This is a genomic window from Macrococcus sp. 19Msa1099, assembly GCA_019357535.2.
In the GTDB taxonomy this organism is placed as follows: Bacteria; Bacillota; Bacilli; order Staphylococcales; family Staphylococcaceae; genus Macrococcoides; species Macrococcoides psychrotolerans.
The window spans coordinates 1,265,653-1,285,225 of the sequence record CP079955.1 but is presented as its reverse complement, the minus strand read 5'-3'; the positions used below and the strand labels follow the sequence as shown (position 1 = coordinate 1,285,225).

Genomic DNA, 19,573 nt, shown 5'->3' with positions numbered 1-19,573 from the left:
ATTTTAAGGAGTAAATGATGCGCTATATTTATTTAATACATGGAAGTACGAAGCCTTTAGTTGAATCAGAAACAGAGCAGCTGGTTGCAAAGTTAATCGGTACGAAAGATGAATTTAATTATAGTCAGTACGATATGAAGGAAACCGAAGTTAAACCGATATTAGAAGATGCGATGACAATTCCTTTTCTGTCCGATGCGAAAGCGATTGTCATACATAATGCTTTTGTGTTTACAGGCGAGAAAGTCAAGACGACATTTGAAATCGATATAGATGAAATATTGGCGTTTATTGAAAGATTTGAAGGCCCGAACTATGTCATCTTCACCGTCTATTCAGATAAGCTCGATGAACGTAAGAAGATTGTGAAGAAAATAAAGGCCAACCATGAAGTGAAGAAGATTGAACCACTGGATGAACAAGGGATAAAAAAAATTATTAAATCAACTTTAAATGAAAATTTTAAGGATATTAAAGAAGATGCACTTAATGAAATGATCCATCTCACCGGGATCGATTATGGAGCGGTTATGAAGGAACTGGATAAGCTAGTGTTATATAGTGGCGACGCACCTATAATAACGAAAAGCGATGTGTCACAGGTCGTCAGCAGAAGCCTTGAACAGAATGTGTTTTTGCTCACAGACTACATAACGTCAGGGAAGAAGGCAGAAGCTATTCATCTATTGAAAGACTTGATACATATGAAAGAAGAACCGATTAAACTGCTCGCGCTTATAACAAGTCAGTATCGATTATACTATCAGGTGAAGATATTGTCTGAAAAGGGATTTTCTGAGCAGCAGATCGCACGCGAAGTGAAGGTGCATCCATATCGTGTAAAACTATCGATGCGTAAAGTACGACAAATTCCGTTAAAGCATCTGCTGAATGTTATCGATGCATGTGCCGAAGCAGATTATGAACTGAAGTCATCTTATATGGATAAAGTATTGATACTGGAACTGTTTATCTTGAAGGTATAAAAAACAAGGCGATAGTGAAACTATCGCCTTGTTTCTCTTGTGACAGAACACTTCTGTCACGACATTTTATTGACGGCGTTCCTCGAGCAGACACAAGTAAAATCAAAAAGAATGCAAGAAATAAAAAACCATTTCCTGCATTCTTTTTCGTGATTTTACTCGTGTCTAAACACTCGAGTCACGACCTTTTATTTATTTTTCATGATTTGTGATTTTAAACGGTCAGCTTTGTTTGAGTGGATTAAGTTGCTTTTCGCAGCTTTATCAATCTTTTTAACAGCTACTTGTACTAATTCTGATTTATTGTCAGCGTTGTTTTCAATTGCCGCTTTAGCGTTTTTCACAGCAGTACGCATATCATTTGTTTGAGAAATGTTAGCATCGTGTGCTTTGTTACTTGTAGTAACGCGTTTAATTGCAGATTTGATGTTTGGCATAAATTTCACCTCCTAAAAATGTCTTACACTTGCATAAAATTATAAATTTGATTGCAACAAGAAATATTTTATCAAATTCAAGCGCTATATGCAATCTAATTTTTTGAAAACTGATTGATACACTTACATTTAGTTGTTATAATCAAATATACGAACAATTTAAGAAAGTTGGACAATAACTATGAATAATGAACAACGTTTAAAGCGTCAGGAACGAATTAGAAACTTTTCGATTATTGCCCACATCGACCACGGGAAGTCGACTTTGGCGGATAGAATTTTAGAGAATACGAAATCTGTAGCAACGCGTGAGATGAAAGCACAGCTTCTTGATTCTATGGATCTGGAACGTGAACGCGGGATTACAATTAAATTAAATGCAGTACAGTTAAATTATACAGCGAAAGATGGCGAGACCTATATCTTTCATTTAATCGATACACCTGGTCATGTGGACTTCACATATGAAGTTTCTCGTAGTTTGGCTGCATGTGAAGGTGCGATTCTCGTAGTGGATGCGGCACAAGGAATTGAAGCGCAAACGCTGGCAAACGTTTATTTAGCACTTGATAATGAGTTAGAACTTATTCCTGTTATCAATAAGATAGATTTACCAGCAGCAGAACCTGAGCGTGTGCGCCAGGAGATTGAAGATGTTATCGGTCTTGATGCGAGTGATGCGGTGCTTGCGAGTGCGAAGGCAAATATCGGTATTGAAGATATTTTAGAACAGATTGTTGAACTTGTTCCGCCGCCGATGGGTGACCCAGAAGCACCGCTTAAAGCGTTGATCTTTGATAGTGCCTTTGATGCTTATCGTGGTGTTATTTCATCAATCAGAATTATTGATGGGACGGTTAAGGCAGGCGATAAGATTAAGATGATGGCGACAGGTAAAGAATTTGAAGTTGTCGAAGTAGGAATCAATACACCGAAGCAAATGCCGGTTGCTGAATTAACGGTTGGAGATGTTGGTTATTTAACAGCATCGATCAAGAATGTTGGCGATTCACGTGTCGGTGATACAATCACACATGCCAGCAATCCTGCTCTTGAGCCACTTCAAGGATATAAGAAGATGAACCCGATGGTATTCTGTGGGGTGTATCCGATTGATACGGGTAAATATAATGATCTTCGTGAAGCATTAGAGAAACTTCAGTTAAACGATGCATCGCTAGAATTTGAACCAGAAACGTCTCAAGCGTTAGGATTCGGCTTCCGTGTCGGCTTCTTAGGGCTATTGCATATGGAAATTATTCAGGAACGTATTGAACGTGAGTTTGGTATTGAATTAATTGCGACTGCGCCGAGCGTTATCTACAAATGTGAGATGACAGACGGTAGTGAAATTGTTGTAGACAATCCTTCTAAGATGCCGGACCCACAGAAGATCGACAAAATTTATGAACCATACGTTAAAGCAAGTATTATGGTACCGAATGATTATGTTGGTGCAGTGATGGAACTATGCCAGAAGAAACGCGGAAACTTCCAGACGATGGATTACTTGGATGATATTCGTGTTAACATCATTTATGAAGTGCCGCTTTCAGAAGTTGTATTTGATTTCTTCGACCAGCTGAAATCAAGTACCAAAGGGTATGCTTCATTTGATTATGAATTGATTGGCTATCAGGAAAGTAAGCTTGTGAAGATGGATATATTATTAAACGGTGAAACAGTAGATGCACTAAGTTTTATCGTGCATAGAGACTTTGCATATGATCGTGGTAAAGTCATCGTTGAGAAACTAAAGACTTTAATTCCAAGACAGCAGTTCGAAGTCCCTATACAAGCAGCAATCGGTCAGAAGATTATTGCACGTACAAATATTAAATCGATTGGTAAGAACGTACTTGCGAAATGTTACGGTGGGGATATCAGCCGTAAGCGCAAATTACTTGAAAAACAAAAAGCAGGTAAAGCAAAGATGAAATCAGTAGGATCGGTTGAAATTCCTCAGGATGCATTCTTAGCTGTACTGAAAATGGATGAAGAATAAAGACGTGGGTAACCATGTCTTTATTTGTTAGGAGGCATAATGAGAAGTTTATATATTCATATTCCATTTTGTAATCGTATATGCACGTACTGTGATTTTAATAAGTTCCTCATTAAAAATCAGCCAGTAGATGAATATCTGGACTGTTTAATCAAAGAGCTTTCATCCATTGATGAACGCGATTTGCTAACGGTATTTATTGGTGGAGGTACACCTACAGCGCTGAATGAAGGACAACTTGAACGATTGCTCAGTTATATTGAACAGTCATTTACGATACATGAAGAATTTACGATGGAAGCAAATCCTGATGAATTGACGCGTAACAAGATTGCATTAATGAAGCAGTACGGTGTCAACCGTCTATCACTCGGTGTACAGACGTTTGATAATGATCTATTAAAGTCGCTTGGCAGAACACATCAAGAACAAGATATATTTAACGCGGTGAACGCCGCAAACGAGCTGGGTATAGAATCTATCAGTCTCGACTTAATGTATCATTTACCGACACAGACATTAGAGCAATGTCGTCGTGATCTAGCACTTGCGACATCACTGGATATACACCATATTTCAAGTTACTCCCTAATATTAGAGCCGAAGACACAGTTTTATAATATGTATAAAAAGGGCATGCTTCAGCTGCCGGATGAACAGCTCGCTGCAGAGATGTATACGCTCACGATGAATACTTTAAGAGATCGTGGCTTTCATCAATATGAAATCTCTAATTACGCTAAAGGACACCATGAATCAATACACAATAAAGTATACTGGCAGAATAAAGAATATTATGGTGCCGGTGCTGGAAGTCATGGGTATATCGACGGAGTACGCTATTATAACATTGCACCTGTTCCACACTATATTAAGGCGATGCATAAAGGAAATGCGGTTAAAGAACGTATACCTGTCACAGTTGATGCTGCGATGGAGGAGTTTATGTTTTTAGGGTTAAGGTTGAATGATGGCATCAGCAAGAATGAATTTCTTGCGCGATATAAAACGTCGTATGATAATGTGTTTAAAGATGTCACGACCAAGCTCGTAAATGAAGGGTATTTAATTGAAACAGATGACCGAATCTCTTTAACAGCACTTGGAAGAATGCGTGGGAATGATGTATTTGAGAAGTTTCTACTTACTGTTTAGTAAATAGAAACTTCTTTTTTATAATTATGAGTGTTAATGTTGACATACTTTGACCAATTTGATAAATTAGTATTAGCACTTGAGGTAAGAGAGTGCTAACGAGGTGAAATATGCTAACAGATAGACAATTACATTTGTTGAACGTAATTGTTGAGGATTTTGTTGATAGTGGAACGCCTATAGGATCTAAGAAGTTGATTGATGATCATCACTTTAATGTCAGTCCTGCAACCATACGTGCAGAGATGAAACGTCTAGAAGATTTTGGTTTGATCGAGAAGATGCACACATCTTCAGGACGTGTTCCTTCAGAAACGGGTTACAAGTTTTATGTAGAAGCGCTGCAGGAAGAATTTCCTTATGAACCGAACTTTGATATTAATAACAGTGATGCACTTGACTTCAGAAGACTTGCACAATTAATCGCAAGAGATACAAGACATTTGTCTATTGCAACAACATCTCAAATCGATATGAAGTCTATTTCCCAGATTCATTTAACATACTTAACACCGACGAAGCTGGTGTTGATTATCGTATATGAGAACGGAAATGTTGAACATCAGCAAATTTCATGGCAGGTACGTTTAACGAGACTTGAAATTGAGAAGATGAATAATTTTCTGAATGCGAATTTGGCGTCAATTAATAAGTCGAACTTACATCAGGAAGGATATCCGTCGATAAAGCAACTTCCTTTAACACATATTAAATCAGAGATTATTAAGAAAGCGACAACGAATACGAACGCGGTGTTCTTTGAAGGTCGCGAGTATTTATACGAAATTATGGACTCTGATAATCTAGAAGCGATTAGAGAAATGTTGAAGCTTATCGACTCTAATACATTACCAGATCTAATAGAATCAAAACAGTCGAATCAGATTGAAGTAATATTAGGTCAGGAGATTAGTCAGAACTTACAAGGGATATCGATTGTAACGACACCGATTCATATGCATAATATGAATGGTAACATTTCAATCATCGGACCAACTCAAATGAGTTACCGTGATATATTTAATAAATTATCGAATTTACATCGAATGTTTAAGGAGGACTAGATTTGTCAGAAGAAAATAAGCAGGATGTAATGAAAGACGAAAGCATCACAGAAACGAATGAAACTGAAAGCAATGAAACAGATGTTGCATCAACTGAAACTCCAGATGAAACAGTAGTAAGTGAGGCGCCTGTTGAAGATGAAAGTACCGATCCGGTAGCTGAACTTGAAGCAAAGCTTGAGCAGTCAGAAGAGAAGTATTTAAGACTGTATGCAGAGTTTGAAAACTATAAGAAACGCACGCGTCAGGAATTAGATACCGAAAGAACATATCGTGCGCAGAGTGTGTTACGTGATATATTACCAGCAATTGATAATATTGAACGTGCATTAGCGCAGCAAGGTGAATCAGATGAGTTTAAATCACTTCACAAGGGTGTAGAGATGGTTTATGAAAGTCTGTTACATTCACTTAAAGAGAATGGATTAGAAGTCATAGAAGCACTTGACCAGCCATTCGATCCAAATCTTCATCAAGCAGTGATGCAAGAAAGTGATGAGCGTAAAGATTCAGGTATCGTACTTGAAGAACTACAGAAGGGCTATAAATTAAAAGAACGTGTACTAAGACCGTCAATGGTTAAAGTAAACGAATAATTTTTAGTTTTATAACATTTCATAAATTTTAAATTAATGGAGGAATTATACAATGAGTAAAGTAATTGGTATTGACTTAGGAACTACAAATTCATGTGTATCTGTATTAGAAGGTGGAGAGCCAAAAGTAATCGCAAACCCAGAAGGTAACCGTACAACACCTTCAGTTGTAGCATTCAAAAATGGTGAAACACAAGTCGGAGAAGTGGCGAAGCGTCAAGCAATCACTAACCCTAATACAATCATTTCGATTAAACGTCATATGGGTACAGACTACAAAGTAAACATCGAAGGTAAAGAATACTCACCACAAGAACTTTCAGCAATGATCCTACAAAACTTAAAAGCAACAGCCGAAAGCTACTTAGGTGAAAAAGTAACGAAAGCAGTTATTACAGTACCTGCATATTTCAACGATGCAGAACGTCAGGCAACTAAAGATGCTGGTAAAATTGCAGGATTAGAAGTTGAGCGTATTATTAACGAACCAACTGCTGCAGCGCTTGCTTATGGCTTAGATAAAACCGATAAAGAACAAAAAGTATTAGTATTCGACTTAGGTGGCGGTACGTTTGACGTATCTATCCTTGAACTTGGTGATGGTGTATTTGAAGTATTGTCTACTTCAGGTGACAACAAATTAGGTGGAGATGACTTTGACCAAGTAATCATCGACTACTTAGTAGAAGAATTCAAAAAAGAAAATGGCTTAGATTTATCTCAGGATAAAATGGCAATGCAACGTTTAAAAGATGCTGCTGAAAAAGCGAAAAAAGACTTGTCAGGTGTATCTTCAACACAAATTTCATTACCATTCATCTCTGCAGGTGAGGCAGGACCACTTCACTTAGAAGTGACTTTATCACGTGCGAAGTTTGAAGAACTATCTCATACATTAGTAGAACGTACGATGGGTCCTACACGTCAAGCGATGAAAGATGCTGGATTATCAAATGCAGATATCGATGAAGTAATTCTTGTTGGTGGTTCAACTCGTATTCCAGCAGTACAAGAAGCAATCAAGAAAGAATTAGGTAAAGAACCAAACAAAGGTGTTAACCCAGACGAGGTTGTAGCGATGGGTGCTGCAATTCAAGGTGGCGTTATCACTGGTGATGTAAAAGATGTTGTATTATTAGACGTAACACCATTATCATTAGGTATCGAAACAATGGGCGGTGTGTCTACAGTGTTAATCGAACGTAATACTACAATTCCAACATCTAAATCACAAGTATTCTCAACTGCAGCGGATAATCAGCCAGCAGTAGACATTCACGTATTACAAGGTGAGCGTCAAATGGCAGCAGATAACAAAACGTTAGGCCGCTTCCAGTTAACTGACATTCCACCAGCACCACGTGGTATGCCTCAAATCGAAGTGACGTTTGATATCGATAAGAATGGTATCGTAAACGTTACAGCGAAAGATCTAGGTACGCAAAAAGAACAGAAGATTACAATCCAGTCTTCATCTTCATTAAGTGACGAAGAAATCGATCGTATGGTTAAAGATGCAGAAGCAAATGCTGAAGCAGATAAGAAGCGTCGTGAAGAAGTAGATTTACGTAACGAAGCAGATCAACTTGTATTTGCAACGGATAAAGCAATCAAAGATTTAGAAGATAAAGTAGATGCTGCTGAAAAAGAAAAAGCAGAAGCAGCAAAAGAAGACCTTAAAAAAGCGTTAGAAGGTAATGACCTTGAAGAAATTAAAACGAAAAAAGACACACTAAACGAAATTGTTCAAGGCTTATCTATGAAACTTTATGAGCAAATGGCACAACAGCAAGGCGAAGGAGCACAAAGTGCTGAATCTAAAGATGACGATGTTGTAGATGCTGATTTTACTGAAGTGAAAGACGACGATAATAAATAAGTACTCTTTTAAAGTCAAAGTCAATTTATTGGCTTTGACTTTTTCTTTTAAAACATGCGATACACTGATATAGTAATAAAGAAATAAGAAAGGGAGAATGAAACGTGGCGAAAAGGGATTACTACGAAGTCCTTGGATTATCTAAAGGTGCTTCTAAAGAAGAGATAAAAAGAGCATATAAGAAACTATCAAAGAAATACCATCCGGACATTAATAAAGAAGCGGATGCTGAAGATAAATTCAAAGAAATTGCTGAGGCATACGAAGTGTTAAGTGATGATCAGAAAAAAGCACAGTATGATCAGTTCGGTCATGCAGGTATGGGCCAAGGTGCAGGATTTAGTGGCCAGGACTTTGGTGGTTTCGGTGGATTCGAAGATATCTTCAGTTCATTCTTCGGTGGCGGCGCACGTCGTGACCCGAATGCACCGCGACAAGGGAATGATTTGCAGTATCAGATGAATGTAACGTTTGAAGAGGCTGTATTTGGTGCTGAGAAAGAAATTTCAGTGAAGAAGGAAGTCGAATGTGATACGTGTGATGGCAGTGGTGCGAAACCAGGAACAAATATTAAGACATGCGCTACTTGTGGTGGACGTGGAAATGTGCATGTTGAACAGAACACACCATTTGGTCGCGTGAGAAGTGAACGTACTTGTCCAGATTGTGGTGGTACTGGTAAAGAGTTTGAAGAGAAATGTTCAGATTGTGGTGGTACTGGCAGAAAGATTAAGACAGTTAAGATTAGTGTGAAAGTACCAGCAGGTGTCGATACAGGTCAGCAAATTCGACTATCAGGTCAAGGTGAACCAGGTATAAATGGTGGACCGGCTGGAGATTTATATGTTGTATTTAACGTACAGGACCATGCTTACTTTGATCGCTCCGGTGAGGATATATTCTATACACTTGAACTCTCAATCGCTCAAGCAGCGCTTGGTGATGAAGTCGAAGTGCCAACGTTAGAAGGTAAAGTGAAACTAACAATTCCAGCAGGAACACAAACGGGCAAACGTTTCCGATTAAAGGAAAAAGGTGTTCAGAACGTCCACGGTTATGGTCGCGGTGATGAATATGTAACGGTTAAAGTGATGACGCCTGTTAAGATGACGAACAGACAGGCAGAGTTATTAAGAGAATTCGCAGAGATCGACGGACATGATATTACAGAACAGCCTTCAAATTTCTTTGATAAAACGAAACGCTTCTTTAAAGGAGAATAAAGATGAACTATGTAGAGATAACGATGATGATCAATCATGAACTTGAGCCATTTATTGCAGAGATCCTGAATGAAGTCGGTGCGAATGGTGTAGTGATTGAAGATAGTCTTGAACTTCAGAAAGGTCGTATTGAAACATTCGGGGAAATTTATGAATTAAATCCGGATGATTTTCCAGAAGAGGATGTACGCGTTAAAGTTTACTTTAGTGAACTAGATTATGATGCGTCTGTTATCGAGCAAATTAAAGAAAAAGTAGACGCATTAAATGATGTCGACGTCACTCGTCTGGAATTCAGTACACATACCGTGCAGGAAGAAGACTGGGCTAATGAATGGAAAAATCATTTCCATGCCTTTAAAGTTTCAGACAATTTCGTTATCGTACCGAGCTGGGAAAGCTATGACGGTTTACAGGACGGTGAGCATGCGATACACCTAGATCCTGGTATGGCATTTGGTACTGGTGATCATGCGACGACTTCGATGTGTCTCAAGTTAATTGAGAAGTATGTAGAAAGTGATCAGTCTATAGTTGACGTAGGAACTGGGTCTGGCATACTAAGTATCGCTGCACATAAACTTGGAGCAAAGCCAATTAAAGCACTCGATTTAGATTCTGTTGCTGTGAAAGTAGCAGAAGACAATTTCGAGAAGAATGACTGTCTTGACGCGATACAAGCAGAACCAGGGAATCTCCTTAAAGGTGAGACAGAGAAACGCGATGTAATATTTGCTAATATATTAGCTCATATCGTGGATATGATGATTGATGATAGTTATGCATTATTAAATGATAATGGTCTGCTTATAACGTCAGGCATCATCGACGAGAAAGAAGAGATGATCATCGACCACTTAAAACGCGTCGGTTATACGATTGTTGAAGTGATGCACGATAGTGGATGGGTTGCCATTGCAGCAAGAAAAGAGGCATAGTATGCAGCGTTATTTTCTTGGTATAAAAAGTGTTATAAACGAAACATATCGGATCAGTAGTAAGGACGACGTCCATCATATTAAAAACGTTATGAGACAGCAAACGGGAGATAAGGTGATCGTTAACTTTACGAATGCAACGATGATCTGTGAAATTACCGATATTCAGGCTGAGATTACAGTGAAACCGATTGAGCACATTGATATTCAGACAGAGATGCCTGTGTCTGTGACGATTGCCAGCGGGTTGCTTAAAAATGATAAGTATGAATGGATGATACAGAAGGCGACAGAACTTGGAGCTGCGTCGTTTATGCCGTTTGTTAGTGAAAGAACGATCGTTAAAGTGGACGAAAAGAAGTTCCAGAAGAAGTTAGAGCGTTTTACGAAGATTGTTAAGGAAGCGGCTGAGCAGAGTTACAGACAAATTGTCCCGTCTATTGAGTTTGTCGCGAGCGGGAAAGCATTAGGACAAAAGCTGAAAGACTTTGATCATGTGCTGATTGCATATGAAGAAACAGCGAAGTCAGGTGAGATGAAAAGCTTTACTGAAGCGTTACAAAATGTACAGCATGGTGATAAAGTGTGCGTGATATTCGGTCCGGAAGGTGGACTGAGTGAAGCGGAAGTGGCTCAGTTTGGAAGTATGGTTATTGGACTCGGACCACGTATATTAAGAGCTGAGACCGCGCCGTTATATGCATTGTCAGCAATGAGCTTTCATTTTGAGTTGAATTAGACACTGAACTTTCAGTGTCTTTTATTGTATATCAATAACATTCCATGCAATGACATTGAAAGTTATTGATATTCATGGTATTTTTATATAATGCAAAGAATTATAAATGAGGTGAACATATGTCAACAGTTGCATTTCATACGTTGGGTTGTAAAGTAAACCATTATGAAACAGAAGCGATTTGGCAGTTATTTAAAGATGCTGATTATGAGCGCGTTGATTTTGAACAAAGTGCAGATGTCTATGTTATTAATACGTGTACAGTAACGAACACGGGTGATAAGAAGAGTCGTCAGGTGATCCGTCGTGCGGTTCGTCGCAATCCTGATGCGGTCATTTGTGTTACGGGGTGTTACGCACAGACGTCATCTGCAGAAATTATGGATATTGCCGGTGTAGATATTGTTGTCGGTACACAGGATCGTCATAAGATGCTTCCTTATATCGAACAGTATCGCGCGGAACGTCAACCGATTAATGGTGTGACGAATATTATGAAGAATCGTACATATGAGGAGTTAGATGTACCTTACTTTACGGACCGTACGCGTGCGTCACTTAAGATTCAGGAAGGGTGTAATAACTTCTGTACGTTCTGTATTATTCCTTGGGCGCGTGGTTTAATGCGTTCTCGTGATCCTAAAGAGGTTGTCCGTCAGGCAACGCAGCTTGTACAGTCTGGTTATCAGGAGATTGTATTAACAGGGATTCATACGGGTGGTTATGGTGAAGATTTAAAGGATTATAATTTGGCACAATTACTCCGTGATCTAGAGACGATTGATGGTTTGAAGCGTATTCGTATTTCTTCTATCGAGGCGAGTCAGCTAACGGATGAAGTGATTGATGTAATTGACAAGAGCAATAAAGTTGTGCGTCACCTACACATTCCGCTTCAGTCCGGTAGTGATACGGTATTAAAGCGTATGCGTCGTAAATATACGATGTCACATTTCTCAGAGCGTCTGAAGAAGCTGCATGCCATTATGCCAGGTCTTGCTGTTACGAGTGATGTTATTGTCGGTTTCCCTGGTGAGACTGAAGCAGAGTTCCAGGAGACATATGACTTTATTTTAAAGCATGGTTTCAGTGAATTACATGTCTTCCCGTATTCAATGCGTACGGGTACGCCTGCTGCAAGAATGACGGATCAAATTGATGAATCTGTGAAGAATGACCGCGTACATCGTTTAATTACATTAAGCGATCAGCTTGCAAAAGAATATGCAGGTCGTTTTGAAGGTGAAGTGCTGGAAGTGATTCCAGAAGAGAAGGCTAGTAATGGTAATATGCTTGTTGGTTACACGGATAATTACCTTAAGGTACAGTTTGAAGCAGATGAGCATTTAATCGGTGAGCTTGTTAAGGTGAAGATTGATAAGAGCGGCTATCCAGTAAATGAAGGAACGTTCGTAACGGTCATCCCAAATACTTACAAGAAGTCAGAGATGCAAGTTCAATAACCTTCAAATTCGTTATTGACCTCGTGTAACTGTTGTATTATAATGTTTTAGTACATAGAATATTTTACTTATATCTATGTTTAAAATGTTCCGTTGATATTTGGAGGGAGGGAAATTATATGTCTAAAACTGTAGTTCGTAAAAACGAATCAATTGAAGATGCTTTACGTCGTTTCAAGCGTACTGTTTCTAAAAATGGTACAATTCAAGAAGTACGTAAACGTGAATTCTACGAAAAACCAAGTGTAAAACGCAAAAAGAAATCAGAAGCAGCGCGTAAACGTAAAGTCAAATAATATTTGCTCCCTCAAATGTTATTAATAGATGTAGAAGTCTGGATTATCCAGGCTTCTTTTTTGTAACTGTTATTTGTGAATTTTTCATAAATTTTATGTTTATACATATATTGTGAGTGAATTTTCTGTATAATGAAAATAAGGAGGTGTTCAGTTGGATTTACAATTACAGGATATCATCCTGCTTATGTTAATGATTGTTATGACAGTGTCATGCATATGGCAGCTTTATACTCCGAGAATCAGCAGTGCTGGAATAATATGCGCAATTGCGAGTTTATTATTTTTTGTCATGAACATCTATAACGGTGATATGGAAGCACTGGCGATTATTTTGTTTATCGGTGGTATACTTCTTGTCATTTTAGAGTTGTTTATTATCGGTGCTATTATTGGAATTATCGGTATTATATGCATTATCATCAGTTTTCTGCTTATTGGAGACAACATGACGATGATGACTTTATTCGTATCGATCTGTTTAATCGTCGCACTTATAGAATGGGTGATCATAGTGAAGTTTTTCAAGAAGAGAGTTCCTCTGCTTCAGCAAGTCGTGTTACATGACTCAACGAATAAGGAGGCAGGCTACACATCTCATGATGACAGGTCATATTTAGTAGGGCAGGTAGCTGTTTGTCTAACTGACTTAAGACCTTCTGGTATTATCGTGCATAATGATAAGCGTATTGACGCCGTGAGTGAAGGTGCATTTATCAAAAAAGATACTTCGGTGAAGATAACCGAGGTTGAAGGTACGCGTGTTGTAGTAAAAACATTATAAATAAAGGAGTGGAATGAATGTCAGGTTTAATAGGTATTGGAATAATTACATTTATCGTTATCGTCTTCTTGATGATATTATTCTCGTTTGTACCAGTAGGGTTATGGATTTCAGCGTTAGCTGCAGGTGTTAAAGTCGGCATTGGTACACTTGTTGGTATGCGTTTACGTCGTGTATCGCCACGTCGCGTTATTGATCCATTGATTAAGGCGCATAAAGCAGGTTTATCATTGACGACGAACCAGTTAGAGTCGCATTATTTAGCAGGTGGGAACGTTGACCGCGTCGTAGATGCAATTATTGCAGCACAACGTGCAGACATTAACTTACCTTTCGAGCGTGGTGCTGCGATTGATTTAGCAGGACGTGACGTGTTAGAGGCGGTACAGATGTCAGTTAACCCGAAAGTTATAGAAACGCCATTTATCGCCGGCGTTGCGATGAATGGTATTGAAGTTAAGGCGAAAGCGCGTATTACAGTGCGTGCAAACATCGAGCGCCTTGTTGGTGGTGCAGGTGAAGAGACGATTGTAGCCCGTGTCGGAGAAGGTATCGTTTCGACAATCGGTTCAAGTCGTTCCCACACATCTGTATTAGAGAACCCGGATATGATTTCTCAGACAGTATTAGGAAAAGGTTTAGACTCTGGAACAGCGTTTGAGATTCTGTCGATTGATATTGCTGATGTAGATATCGGTAAGAATATTGGTGCAGATCTTCAGACAGAGCAAGCGATGGCAGATAAGAATATCGCACAGGCGAAAGCTGAAGAACGACGTGCGATGGCGGTTGCGCAGGAGCAAGAGATGAAAGCGCGTGTTCAAGAGATGCGTGCGAAAGTTGTGGAAGCGGAAGCAGAAGTGCCGCTTGCAATGGCTGAAGCATTAAAGTCTGGTAATATCGGTGTTAAAGAATACTATAACTTAAAGAATATCGAATCAGATACAGGTATGCGCAACGCGATTAACAAGATGACAGATAAGAATGATGATACGCCTAAAAAATAAAGGGTGATTACATGAGTGTAGGTACGATAATATTTATATTGATTGCGGTAATTAGCGGTGTGTCTTCTTTGTTAGATAATGATAAGAAAAAGACCGCTCCTGGTAAAAAGGCTGGAACATCAAAAGGTTTGCGATCAGAATTTCAGAAACAGTTACAGCAAATCGAGGCAACGATAAATCAAGGTATGAATGATAAGTCGACTCGTAATGCCACTACTCAAGCGCGTGGGCAGACAGTTGGTCAAGTGAAGCCGAAGAAAGTTGTGCAGCATCAAAGCAATATAAGAGAGAATGTGAAAGCAAAGGCAGAACAAGCAAGTCTTTCAAGACAGAGTGAGACAGTTGTAACCCAAACTTTCACGTTGGCTGAACAAATCTACAAAATTGAAAATGATCAGAATCTCACACCACGCCAAAAACAGAATCGCATTCAAAGTTTAGTGATGGCACAGGACATTGAAGTTGCAGTAGACGATTTGACGTTTGACAAAGCTGCAGTATTAAATGGTATTATTATGAGCGAAGTGCTCGGCAAGCCGAAATCAATGCAATAATGGTTAACCTTAAGTGATTGTTTCAGTCACTTAAGGTTTTTTAATTTTAATGATGATAATTTATTAGTTTATAGAGAAACTATTAACGTATCATGAATAAAATTTGATAAAATAGAGGTAAGAGGTGATGGCATGAGATATAAAAGTATCGTCAATTCATTTCAGAAGTCGCTACTCGTCATTATTGTTACACTCGTTTCCATTGCATTCTATTTAAATCCATTGACGAGTGGTGTCGCTTCTTTTGTACTTGGGAGTCTCCTTATCTATACGCTGTTAAATGAATTTTATGATATAGAGGGAAATGCGCTTAATATTACGAAAGGTTTTGAGCGTAAAGCGATTAATATTCATGATATTGAATTGTTAAATTGTGTGAAAGTACGAGATAATGTGCTGGTAGAAATTTATGGTAAAGAGCAGAAGGTTGTTGTGAAACCTAAGTTAACCTTAGAATTTATTGCGCACTTGAAGAAGGTTAATCCGGATATTCGCATTCAGAACTTCAGTTTAGCCGATTCAATGCTTGATAGAGTCGCTGATATAAAATAATTGTGTGTTATTTCCCAAACTGATAAAGTTAAGGTAACGATAAATAAAGGAGTTTTTGAATGTCTGATATCATTCGCTTTGACAATATAAATGAAGCCCAGGCAATGCTTGGCAATAACGACGAACATTTAAATTATCTTGAGGAATTTTATGGTGTGGAATTGCATACGCGTGGTCAGGAACTTACGATACATGGTCAAGCTGATGCGATTTCGAAGGCTGAGGTCGTTATCAGAAGTTTGCTTAAGATTATTCAAAAAGGTACGAATATTACGTTACGTGATGTACAGTCTGCTGTTCAGATGTCTGAGAAAGGCACGATTCATTATTTAAGTGATCTGTACGATGAAGAAATAACGAAAGACGCTACTGGAAAGTCTATCCGTGCAAAGACGATGGGTCAACGATTATATGCCCATCAGATAAAGAAGAATGATCTCGTGATTGGTATTGGACCTGCTGGGACAGGGAAGACATTTCTAGCAGTTGTAATGGCCGCCCAGAGTTTACGTAGCGGAAAGGTGAAGCGTATCGTATTAACACGTCCAGCTGTTGAAGCGGGTGAGTCCCTTGGATTCTTACCCGGAGACTTGAAAGAGAAGGTAGATCCATACTTACGTCCGTTATATGATGGCTTGCATTTTGTACTCGGTGCAGAGCATACAGCTCGACTCATTGAACGTGGGGTGATTGAAATTGCACCGCTTGCATATATGCGTGGCCGTACATTAGAAGATGCCTTCGTTATATTGGATGAGGCACAGAATACGACACATGCTCAAATGAAGATGTTCTTAACACGACTAGGGTTTGGCTCTAAGATGGTCATTACGGGTGATGAAACACAAATTGACCTACCTAAAGGTGTTAAGAGTGGTCTGATTGAAGCGGTTCACCGCTTAAACGGTGTAAAAGGGATAGAAATCCATTATTTTGATGGTGCTGATGTTGTGAGACACCCGCTCGTTGGAAAGATAATCAATGCATACGAAGGAGACGTTTAAATGTTAACAGTAGATTTTATTGATGATAATGCACAAATTGATGCAAAGCACTTACCAGAAATTGAGCGTTTGCTCATTTTTGCTGCCGAGCAGGAAGGAATTAATGAAGAGGCTGAAGTTGCAGTGTCATTTGTAGACGAAAATGAAATTCAGGCAATTAATAAAGCATACCGCAATAAGGATGCAGTAACAGACGTCATCAGTTTTGCCCTTGAAGAAGGCGAGGATGACTTTGAAATGCCTGATGCACCACGTGTGCTGGGAGACATCATTATCTGTGTAAAAAGAGCTTTGGAACAGGCTGAAGAGTATGGTCATTCTTTTGAGCGTGAGCTAGGTTTCTTATCGTTGCATGGTTTACTACATCTTCTAGGATATGATCATATGAATGAAGCAGATGAAACACGTATGTTTGGGCGTCAGGATGAAATATTAAATGCATTCGGATTACGAAGAGATGTATGATCAAACGATTTAAACATCCAATTGCAGGACTTGTTATATTATTACAAAAGGATAAAAATTTTATCCTGCATTTAATTGCTGCTTTATTCGTAATCATTATTAGTGTATTATTTAATATCACGAGAACGGAATGGTTGTTTATCATTATTGCAATAAGTGCAGTTCTCTTTATGGAAGTGATCAATACGTCTGTTGAATATGTTGTAGATCTCGTAACAGATGAGTATCACCCGTTAGCGAAGTACGCAAAAGACACAGCAAGTCTTGCGGTATTAATTGCATCCATGATGAGCCTGCTTATTGGTATGATTATTTTTATACCGTACATATTGAAGTTATTCTAGGAGGAATGATCATGGAATTCAAACAGGAATGGTTAAAGGGCGTAATTCGCGCTCAGGAAAAAGCACATGCACCGTATTCAAACTTTAAAGTAGGTGCCTATTTAATTACGAAGGACGGCAAAACTTTCGATGGTTGTAACGTAGAGAATGCTGCATATGGTGACTGCATCTGTGCGGAGCGTACAGCGCTAGTATCGGCGATTGCAGATGGTTATAAGCCAGGTGAGTTTGAAGTATTGGTTGTTACAACAGATACTGATGCACCATCATCGCCATGTGGTTCATGTCGACAAGTGATCAAGGAGTTATGCGATGATGAAATGCCTGTATTCTTAACGAATGTTAAAGGTGATGTTATCGCACGTACTGTCGACGATTTATTGCCGCTTGGTTTCTCAGGAAAGGATTTGAAATAATGTCAAATGAATTTAAGTCAGGGTTTGTTGCGATTATTGGACGCCCGAATGTAGGGAAATCTACATTTATGAATAAAGTACTTGGACAGAAAGTAGCGATAATGTCAGATAAAGCACAGACGACACGCAATAAAGTACAAGGTGTTTTAACGACAGAACAGTCACAAATCATCTTTATCGATACACCTGGTATTCATAAACCGAAACATATGCTTGGTGATTATATGATGAAAGTAGCGAAGAACACGTTACGTGAAGTTGATGCAATCATGTTCATGGTCAATGTAGAAGAGAGTATCGGCCGTGGAGATGAATTTATTATTGAACTACTTAAGAATAACCGCACACCGATATTCTTAGTATTAAACAAAATCGATAAGATACATCCTGACGAGCTGATTAAAGAAATTGAGAAGTATAAGGACTTATTGCCGTTTGCAGAGATTGTACCGATTTCAGCATTACAAGGTAATAATGTTGACCATCTTGTAAAAGTCATTGAAGGATATATGCCGGAAGGACCGATGTACTATCCGAAAGATCAGATTTCAGATCATCCGGAAGAGTTTATCGTGGCAGAACTTATCCGTGAAAAAGCGCTTCATTTAACAAGCCAGGAAATCCCGCATGCAATTGGTGTGCAGGTGGAGAAGATGGTCAAAGAATCAGAAGAACGTGTTCATATTGAAGCGACGATCTATATCGAACGAGATTCTCAAAAAGGGATTATTATCGGTAAACAAGGGTCAATGCTTAAAAAGATCGGACAGCTTGCCCGTAAAGATATCGAGATGTTACTAGGTTCTAAAGTGTATTTGGAGCTATGGGTGAAAGTACAGAAGGACTGGAGAAATAAACCGAATTTCATACGACAAATTGGCTATAGAGAAGACGAGTATTAATGCTTAAGAAAGCTGTAGGTATCGTCATTAGACGTGTCGCTTATGGTGATAATCATCTGATTATCACCTTTTTGAATGAAGCGGGGGTTAAAGTTGCGTTAATGGCAAGGAATGCCCGTAAATCAACAAAGTATGGTGCGGGATTAGATTTGTTCTATGAAAATTTGTTTATTTTCTCTCAGTTCAAAGGAATGGGTACATTGTCTTCGGTGGATACAATTAACAGTCATTATGAAATACGTGAAGATATCTATGTGATGACGTATGCACAGTACGTTGTTGAACTGATTGATCGTGCACTTGAAGAAGATGAGACGAATCCATATGTATATCAGTTACTTAAAGTCGCGTTGACACATATAGAGCGAAGTGATAATGCGAGACTTATTGCGCTGCTAGTGAGTATTAAATGTATGCCGCTCTATGGCTATGTACCAAATTTTAAGTACAGTACTTATGATGGCAACATGACACATAAAGATTTTATTGCGTATTCGTTTCAATTTAATAGCGTGATAACGCAAGAGGCACTCAATGAAGATCCACATGCAATCCCTATGACGAATAAGAGTCTCTATATGCTTTATCTGCTCAGTGAAGTACCGATTGAAAGTTTAAGCTCTATAAATATTGAACACAGTTTAATCGACGAGATGGAAACACTCGTGTATAAGATGTATGATGAATTTATAGGTGTCTTTATCAAGTCTAGGAAGATTCTGGAGCAGATGAGAAGACTAGATAATTGTAAATAAAGAAGCGAG

General features: G+C 38.7%; 22 protein-coding genes. 21 read left to right on the top strand and 1 reads right to left on the bottom strand.

Features of this window, described 5'->3' with window-relative positions:
- Positions 1 to 14 precede the first annotated feature (14 nt).
- Positions 15 to 986, top strand: coding sequence for a DNA polymerase III subunit delta (gene holA / locus KYI10_06725; protein QYA32088.1), 972 nt, complete (start codon positions 15 to 17; stop codon positions 984 to 986).
- Positions 987 to 1,174: 188 nt separating this feature from the next.
- On the opposite strand, the gene rpsT is transcribed toward holA, so the two are convergent.
- The gene (rpsT, locus tag KYI10_06720; protein QYA32087.1) at positions 1,175 to 1,423 is read right to left on the bottom strand and encodes a 30S ribosomal protein S20; all 249 of its coding nucleotides are present in this window, start codon (positions 1,421 to 1,423) and stop codon (positions 1,175 to 1,177) included.
- Positions 1,424 to 1,604: 181 nt separating this feature from the next.
- Between rpsT and lepA the strand changes: the two genes are divergently transcribed.
- The 20 genes from lepA to recO all read left to right on the top strand — a co-directional run bounded on the left by lepA (position 1,605) and on the right by recO (position 19,564).
- Entirely contained in the window at positions 1,605 to 3,428 is a 1,824-nt protein-coding gene (gene lepA, locus KYI10_06715) for a translation elongation factor 4 (GenBank protein QYA32086.1), read from the top strand.
- Positions 3,429 to 3,467: 39 nt separating this feature from the next.
- Positions 3,468 to 4,583, top strand: coding sequence for a radical SAM family heme chaperone HemW (gene hemW / locus KYI10_06710; protein QYA32085.1), 1,116 nt, complete (start codon positions 3,468 to 3,470; stop codon positions 4,581 to 4,583).
- A 110-nt stretch (positions 4,584 to 4,693) separates the two neighbouring features.
- Positions 4,694 to 5,647: a heat-inducible transcriptional repressor HrcA gene (gene hrcA, locus KYI10_06705; GenBank protein ID QYA32084.1), complete on the top strand. Its 954-nt coding sequence runs from the start codon at positions 4,694 to 4,696 to the stop codon at positions 5,645 to 5,647.
- A 2-nt stretch (positions 5,648 to 5,649) separates the two neighbouring features.
- Positions 5,650 to 6,243 carry a nucleotide exchange factor GrpE gene (grpE, locus tag KYI10_06700; GenBank protein QYA32083.1) on the top strand — a complete coding sequence of 198 codons (594 nt, stop codon included), beginning with the start codon at positions 5,650 to 5,652 and terminating at the stop codon, positions 6,241 to 6,243.
- A gap of 52 nt (positions 6,244 to 6,295) precedes the next feature.
- On the top strand, positions 6,296 to 8,122 hold the full coding sequence (dnaK, locus tag KYI10_06695; GenBank protein ID QYA32082.1) for a molecular chaperone DnaK: 1,827 nt from the start codon (positions 6,296 to 6,298) through the stop codon (positions 8,120 to 8,122).
- Between the two features lie 104 nt (positions 8,123 to 8,226).
- A complete protein-coding gene (gene dnaJ, locus KYI10_06690) occupies positions 8,227 to 9,345 on the top strand; it encodes a molecular chaperone DnaJ (protein QYA32081.1) in 1,119 nt (372 codons plus the stop codon).
- Positions 9,346 to 9,347: 2 nt separating this feature from the next.
- Positions 9,348 to 10,283 carry a 50S ribosomal protein L11 methyltransferase gene (gene prmA, locus KYI10_06685; protein QYA32080.1) on the top strand — a complete coding sequence of 312 codons (936 nt, stop codon included), beginning with the start codon at positions 9,348 to 9,350 and terminating at the stop codon, positions 10,281 to 10,283.
- A 1-nt stretch (position 10,284) separates the two neighbouring features.
- A complete protein-coding gene (locus tag KYI10_06680; protein QYA32079.1) occupies positions 10,285 to 11,022 on the top strand; it encodes a 16S rRNA (uracil(1498)-N(3))-methyltransferase in 738 nt (245 codons plus the stop codon).
- A gap of 119 nt (positions 11,023 to 11,141) precedes the next feature.
- Positions 11,142 to 12,485 (top strand): tRNA (N(6)-L-threonylcarbamoyladenosine(37)-C(2))-methylthiotransferase MtaB, encoded by a 1,344-nt coding sequence (mtaB, locus tag KYI10_06675; GenBank protein QYA32078.1) that lies wholly within the window; start codon positions 11,142 to 11,144, stop codon positions 12,483 to 12,485.
- 119 nt (positions 12,486 to 12,604) lie between these two features.
- Positions 12,605 to 12,781 carry a 30S ribosomal protein S21 gene (gene rpsU, locus KYI10_06670; GenBank protein ID QYA32077.1) on the top strand — a complete coding sequence of 59 codons (177 nt, stop codon included), beginning with the start codon at positions 12,605 to 12,607 and terminating at the stop codon, positions 12,779 to 12,781.
- A gap of 154 nt (positions 12,782 to 12,935) precedes the next feature.
- The gene (locus KYI10_06665) at positions 12,936 to 13,565 is read left to right on the top strand and encodes an NfeD family protein (GenBank protein QYA32076.1); all 630 of its coding nucleotides are present in this window, start codon (positions 12,936 to 12,938) and stop codon (positions 13,563 to 13,565) included.
- 17 nt (positions 13,566 to 13,582) lie between these two features.
- On the top strand, positions 13,583 to 14,572 hold the full coding sequence (gene floA / locus KYI10_06660) for a flotillin-like protein FloA (protein ID QYA32075.1): 990 nt from the start codon (positions 13,583 to 13,585) through the stop codon (positions 14,570 to 14,572).
- 11 nt (positions 14,573 to 14,583) lie between these two features.
- Entirely contained in the window at positions 14,584 to 15,126 is a 543-nt protein-coding gene (locus tag KYI10_06655) for a hypothetical protein (protein QYA32074.1), read from the top strand.
- Positions 15,127 to 15,258: 132 nt separating this feature from the next.
- Entirely contained in the window at positions 15,259 to 15,678 is a 420-nt protein-coding gene (locus tag KYI10_06650; protein QYA32073.1) for a PH domain-containing protein, read from the top strand.
- 59 nt (positions 15,679 to 15,737) lie between these two features.
- Entirely contained in the window at positions 15,738 to 16,682 is a 945-nt protein-coding gene (locus tag KYI10_06645) for a PhoH family protein (protein ID QYA32072.1), read from the top strand.
- The gene (gene ybeY / locus KYI10_06640; GenBank protein ID QYA32071.1) at positions 16,683 to 17,147 is read left to right on the top strand and encodes an rRNA maturation RNase YbeY; all 465 of its coding nucleotides are present in this window, start codon (positions 16,683 to 16,685) and stop codon (positions 17,145 to 17,147) included.
- Positions 17,147 to 17,491: a diacylglycerol kinase family protein gene (locus KYI10_06635; protein QYA32070.2), complete on the top strand. Its 345-nt coding sequence runs from the start codon at positions 17,147 to 17,149 to the stop codon at positions 17,489 to 17,491. The genes ybeY and KYI10_06635 overlap by 1 nt, the downstream gene beginning before the upstream one ends.
- Positions 17,492 to 17,502: 11 nt before the next feature.
- Positions 17,503 to 17,907: a cytidine deaminase gene (gene cdd, locus KYI10_06630; protein QYA32069.1), complete on the top strand. Its 405-nt coding sequence runs from the start codon at positions 17,503 to 17,505 to the stop codon at positions 17,905 to 17,907.
- A complete protein-coding gene (gene era / locus KYI10_06625; GenBank protein QYA32068.1) occupies positions 17,907 to 18,809 on the top strand; it encodes a GTPase Era in 903 nt (300 codons plus the stop codon). Before cdd ends, era begins: the two co-directional genes overlap by 1 nt.
- On the top strand, positions 18,809 to 19,564 hold the full coding sequence (gene recO, locus KYI10_06620; protein QYA32067.1) for a DNA repair protein RecO: 756 nt from the start codon (positions 18,809 to 18,811) through the stop codon (positions 19,562 to 19,564). Before era ends, recO begins: the two co-directional genes overlap by 1 nt.
- Positions 19,565 to 19,573: the final 9 nt, after the last annotated feature.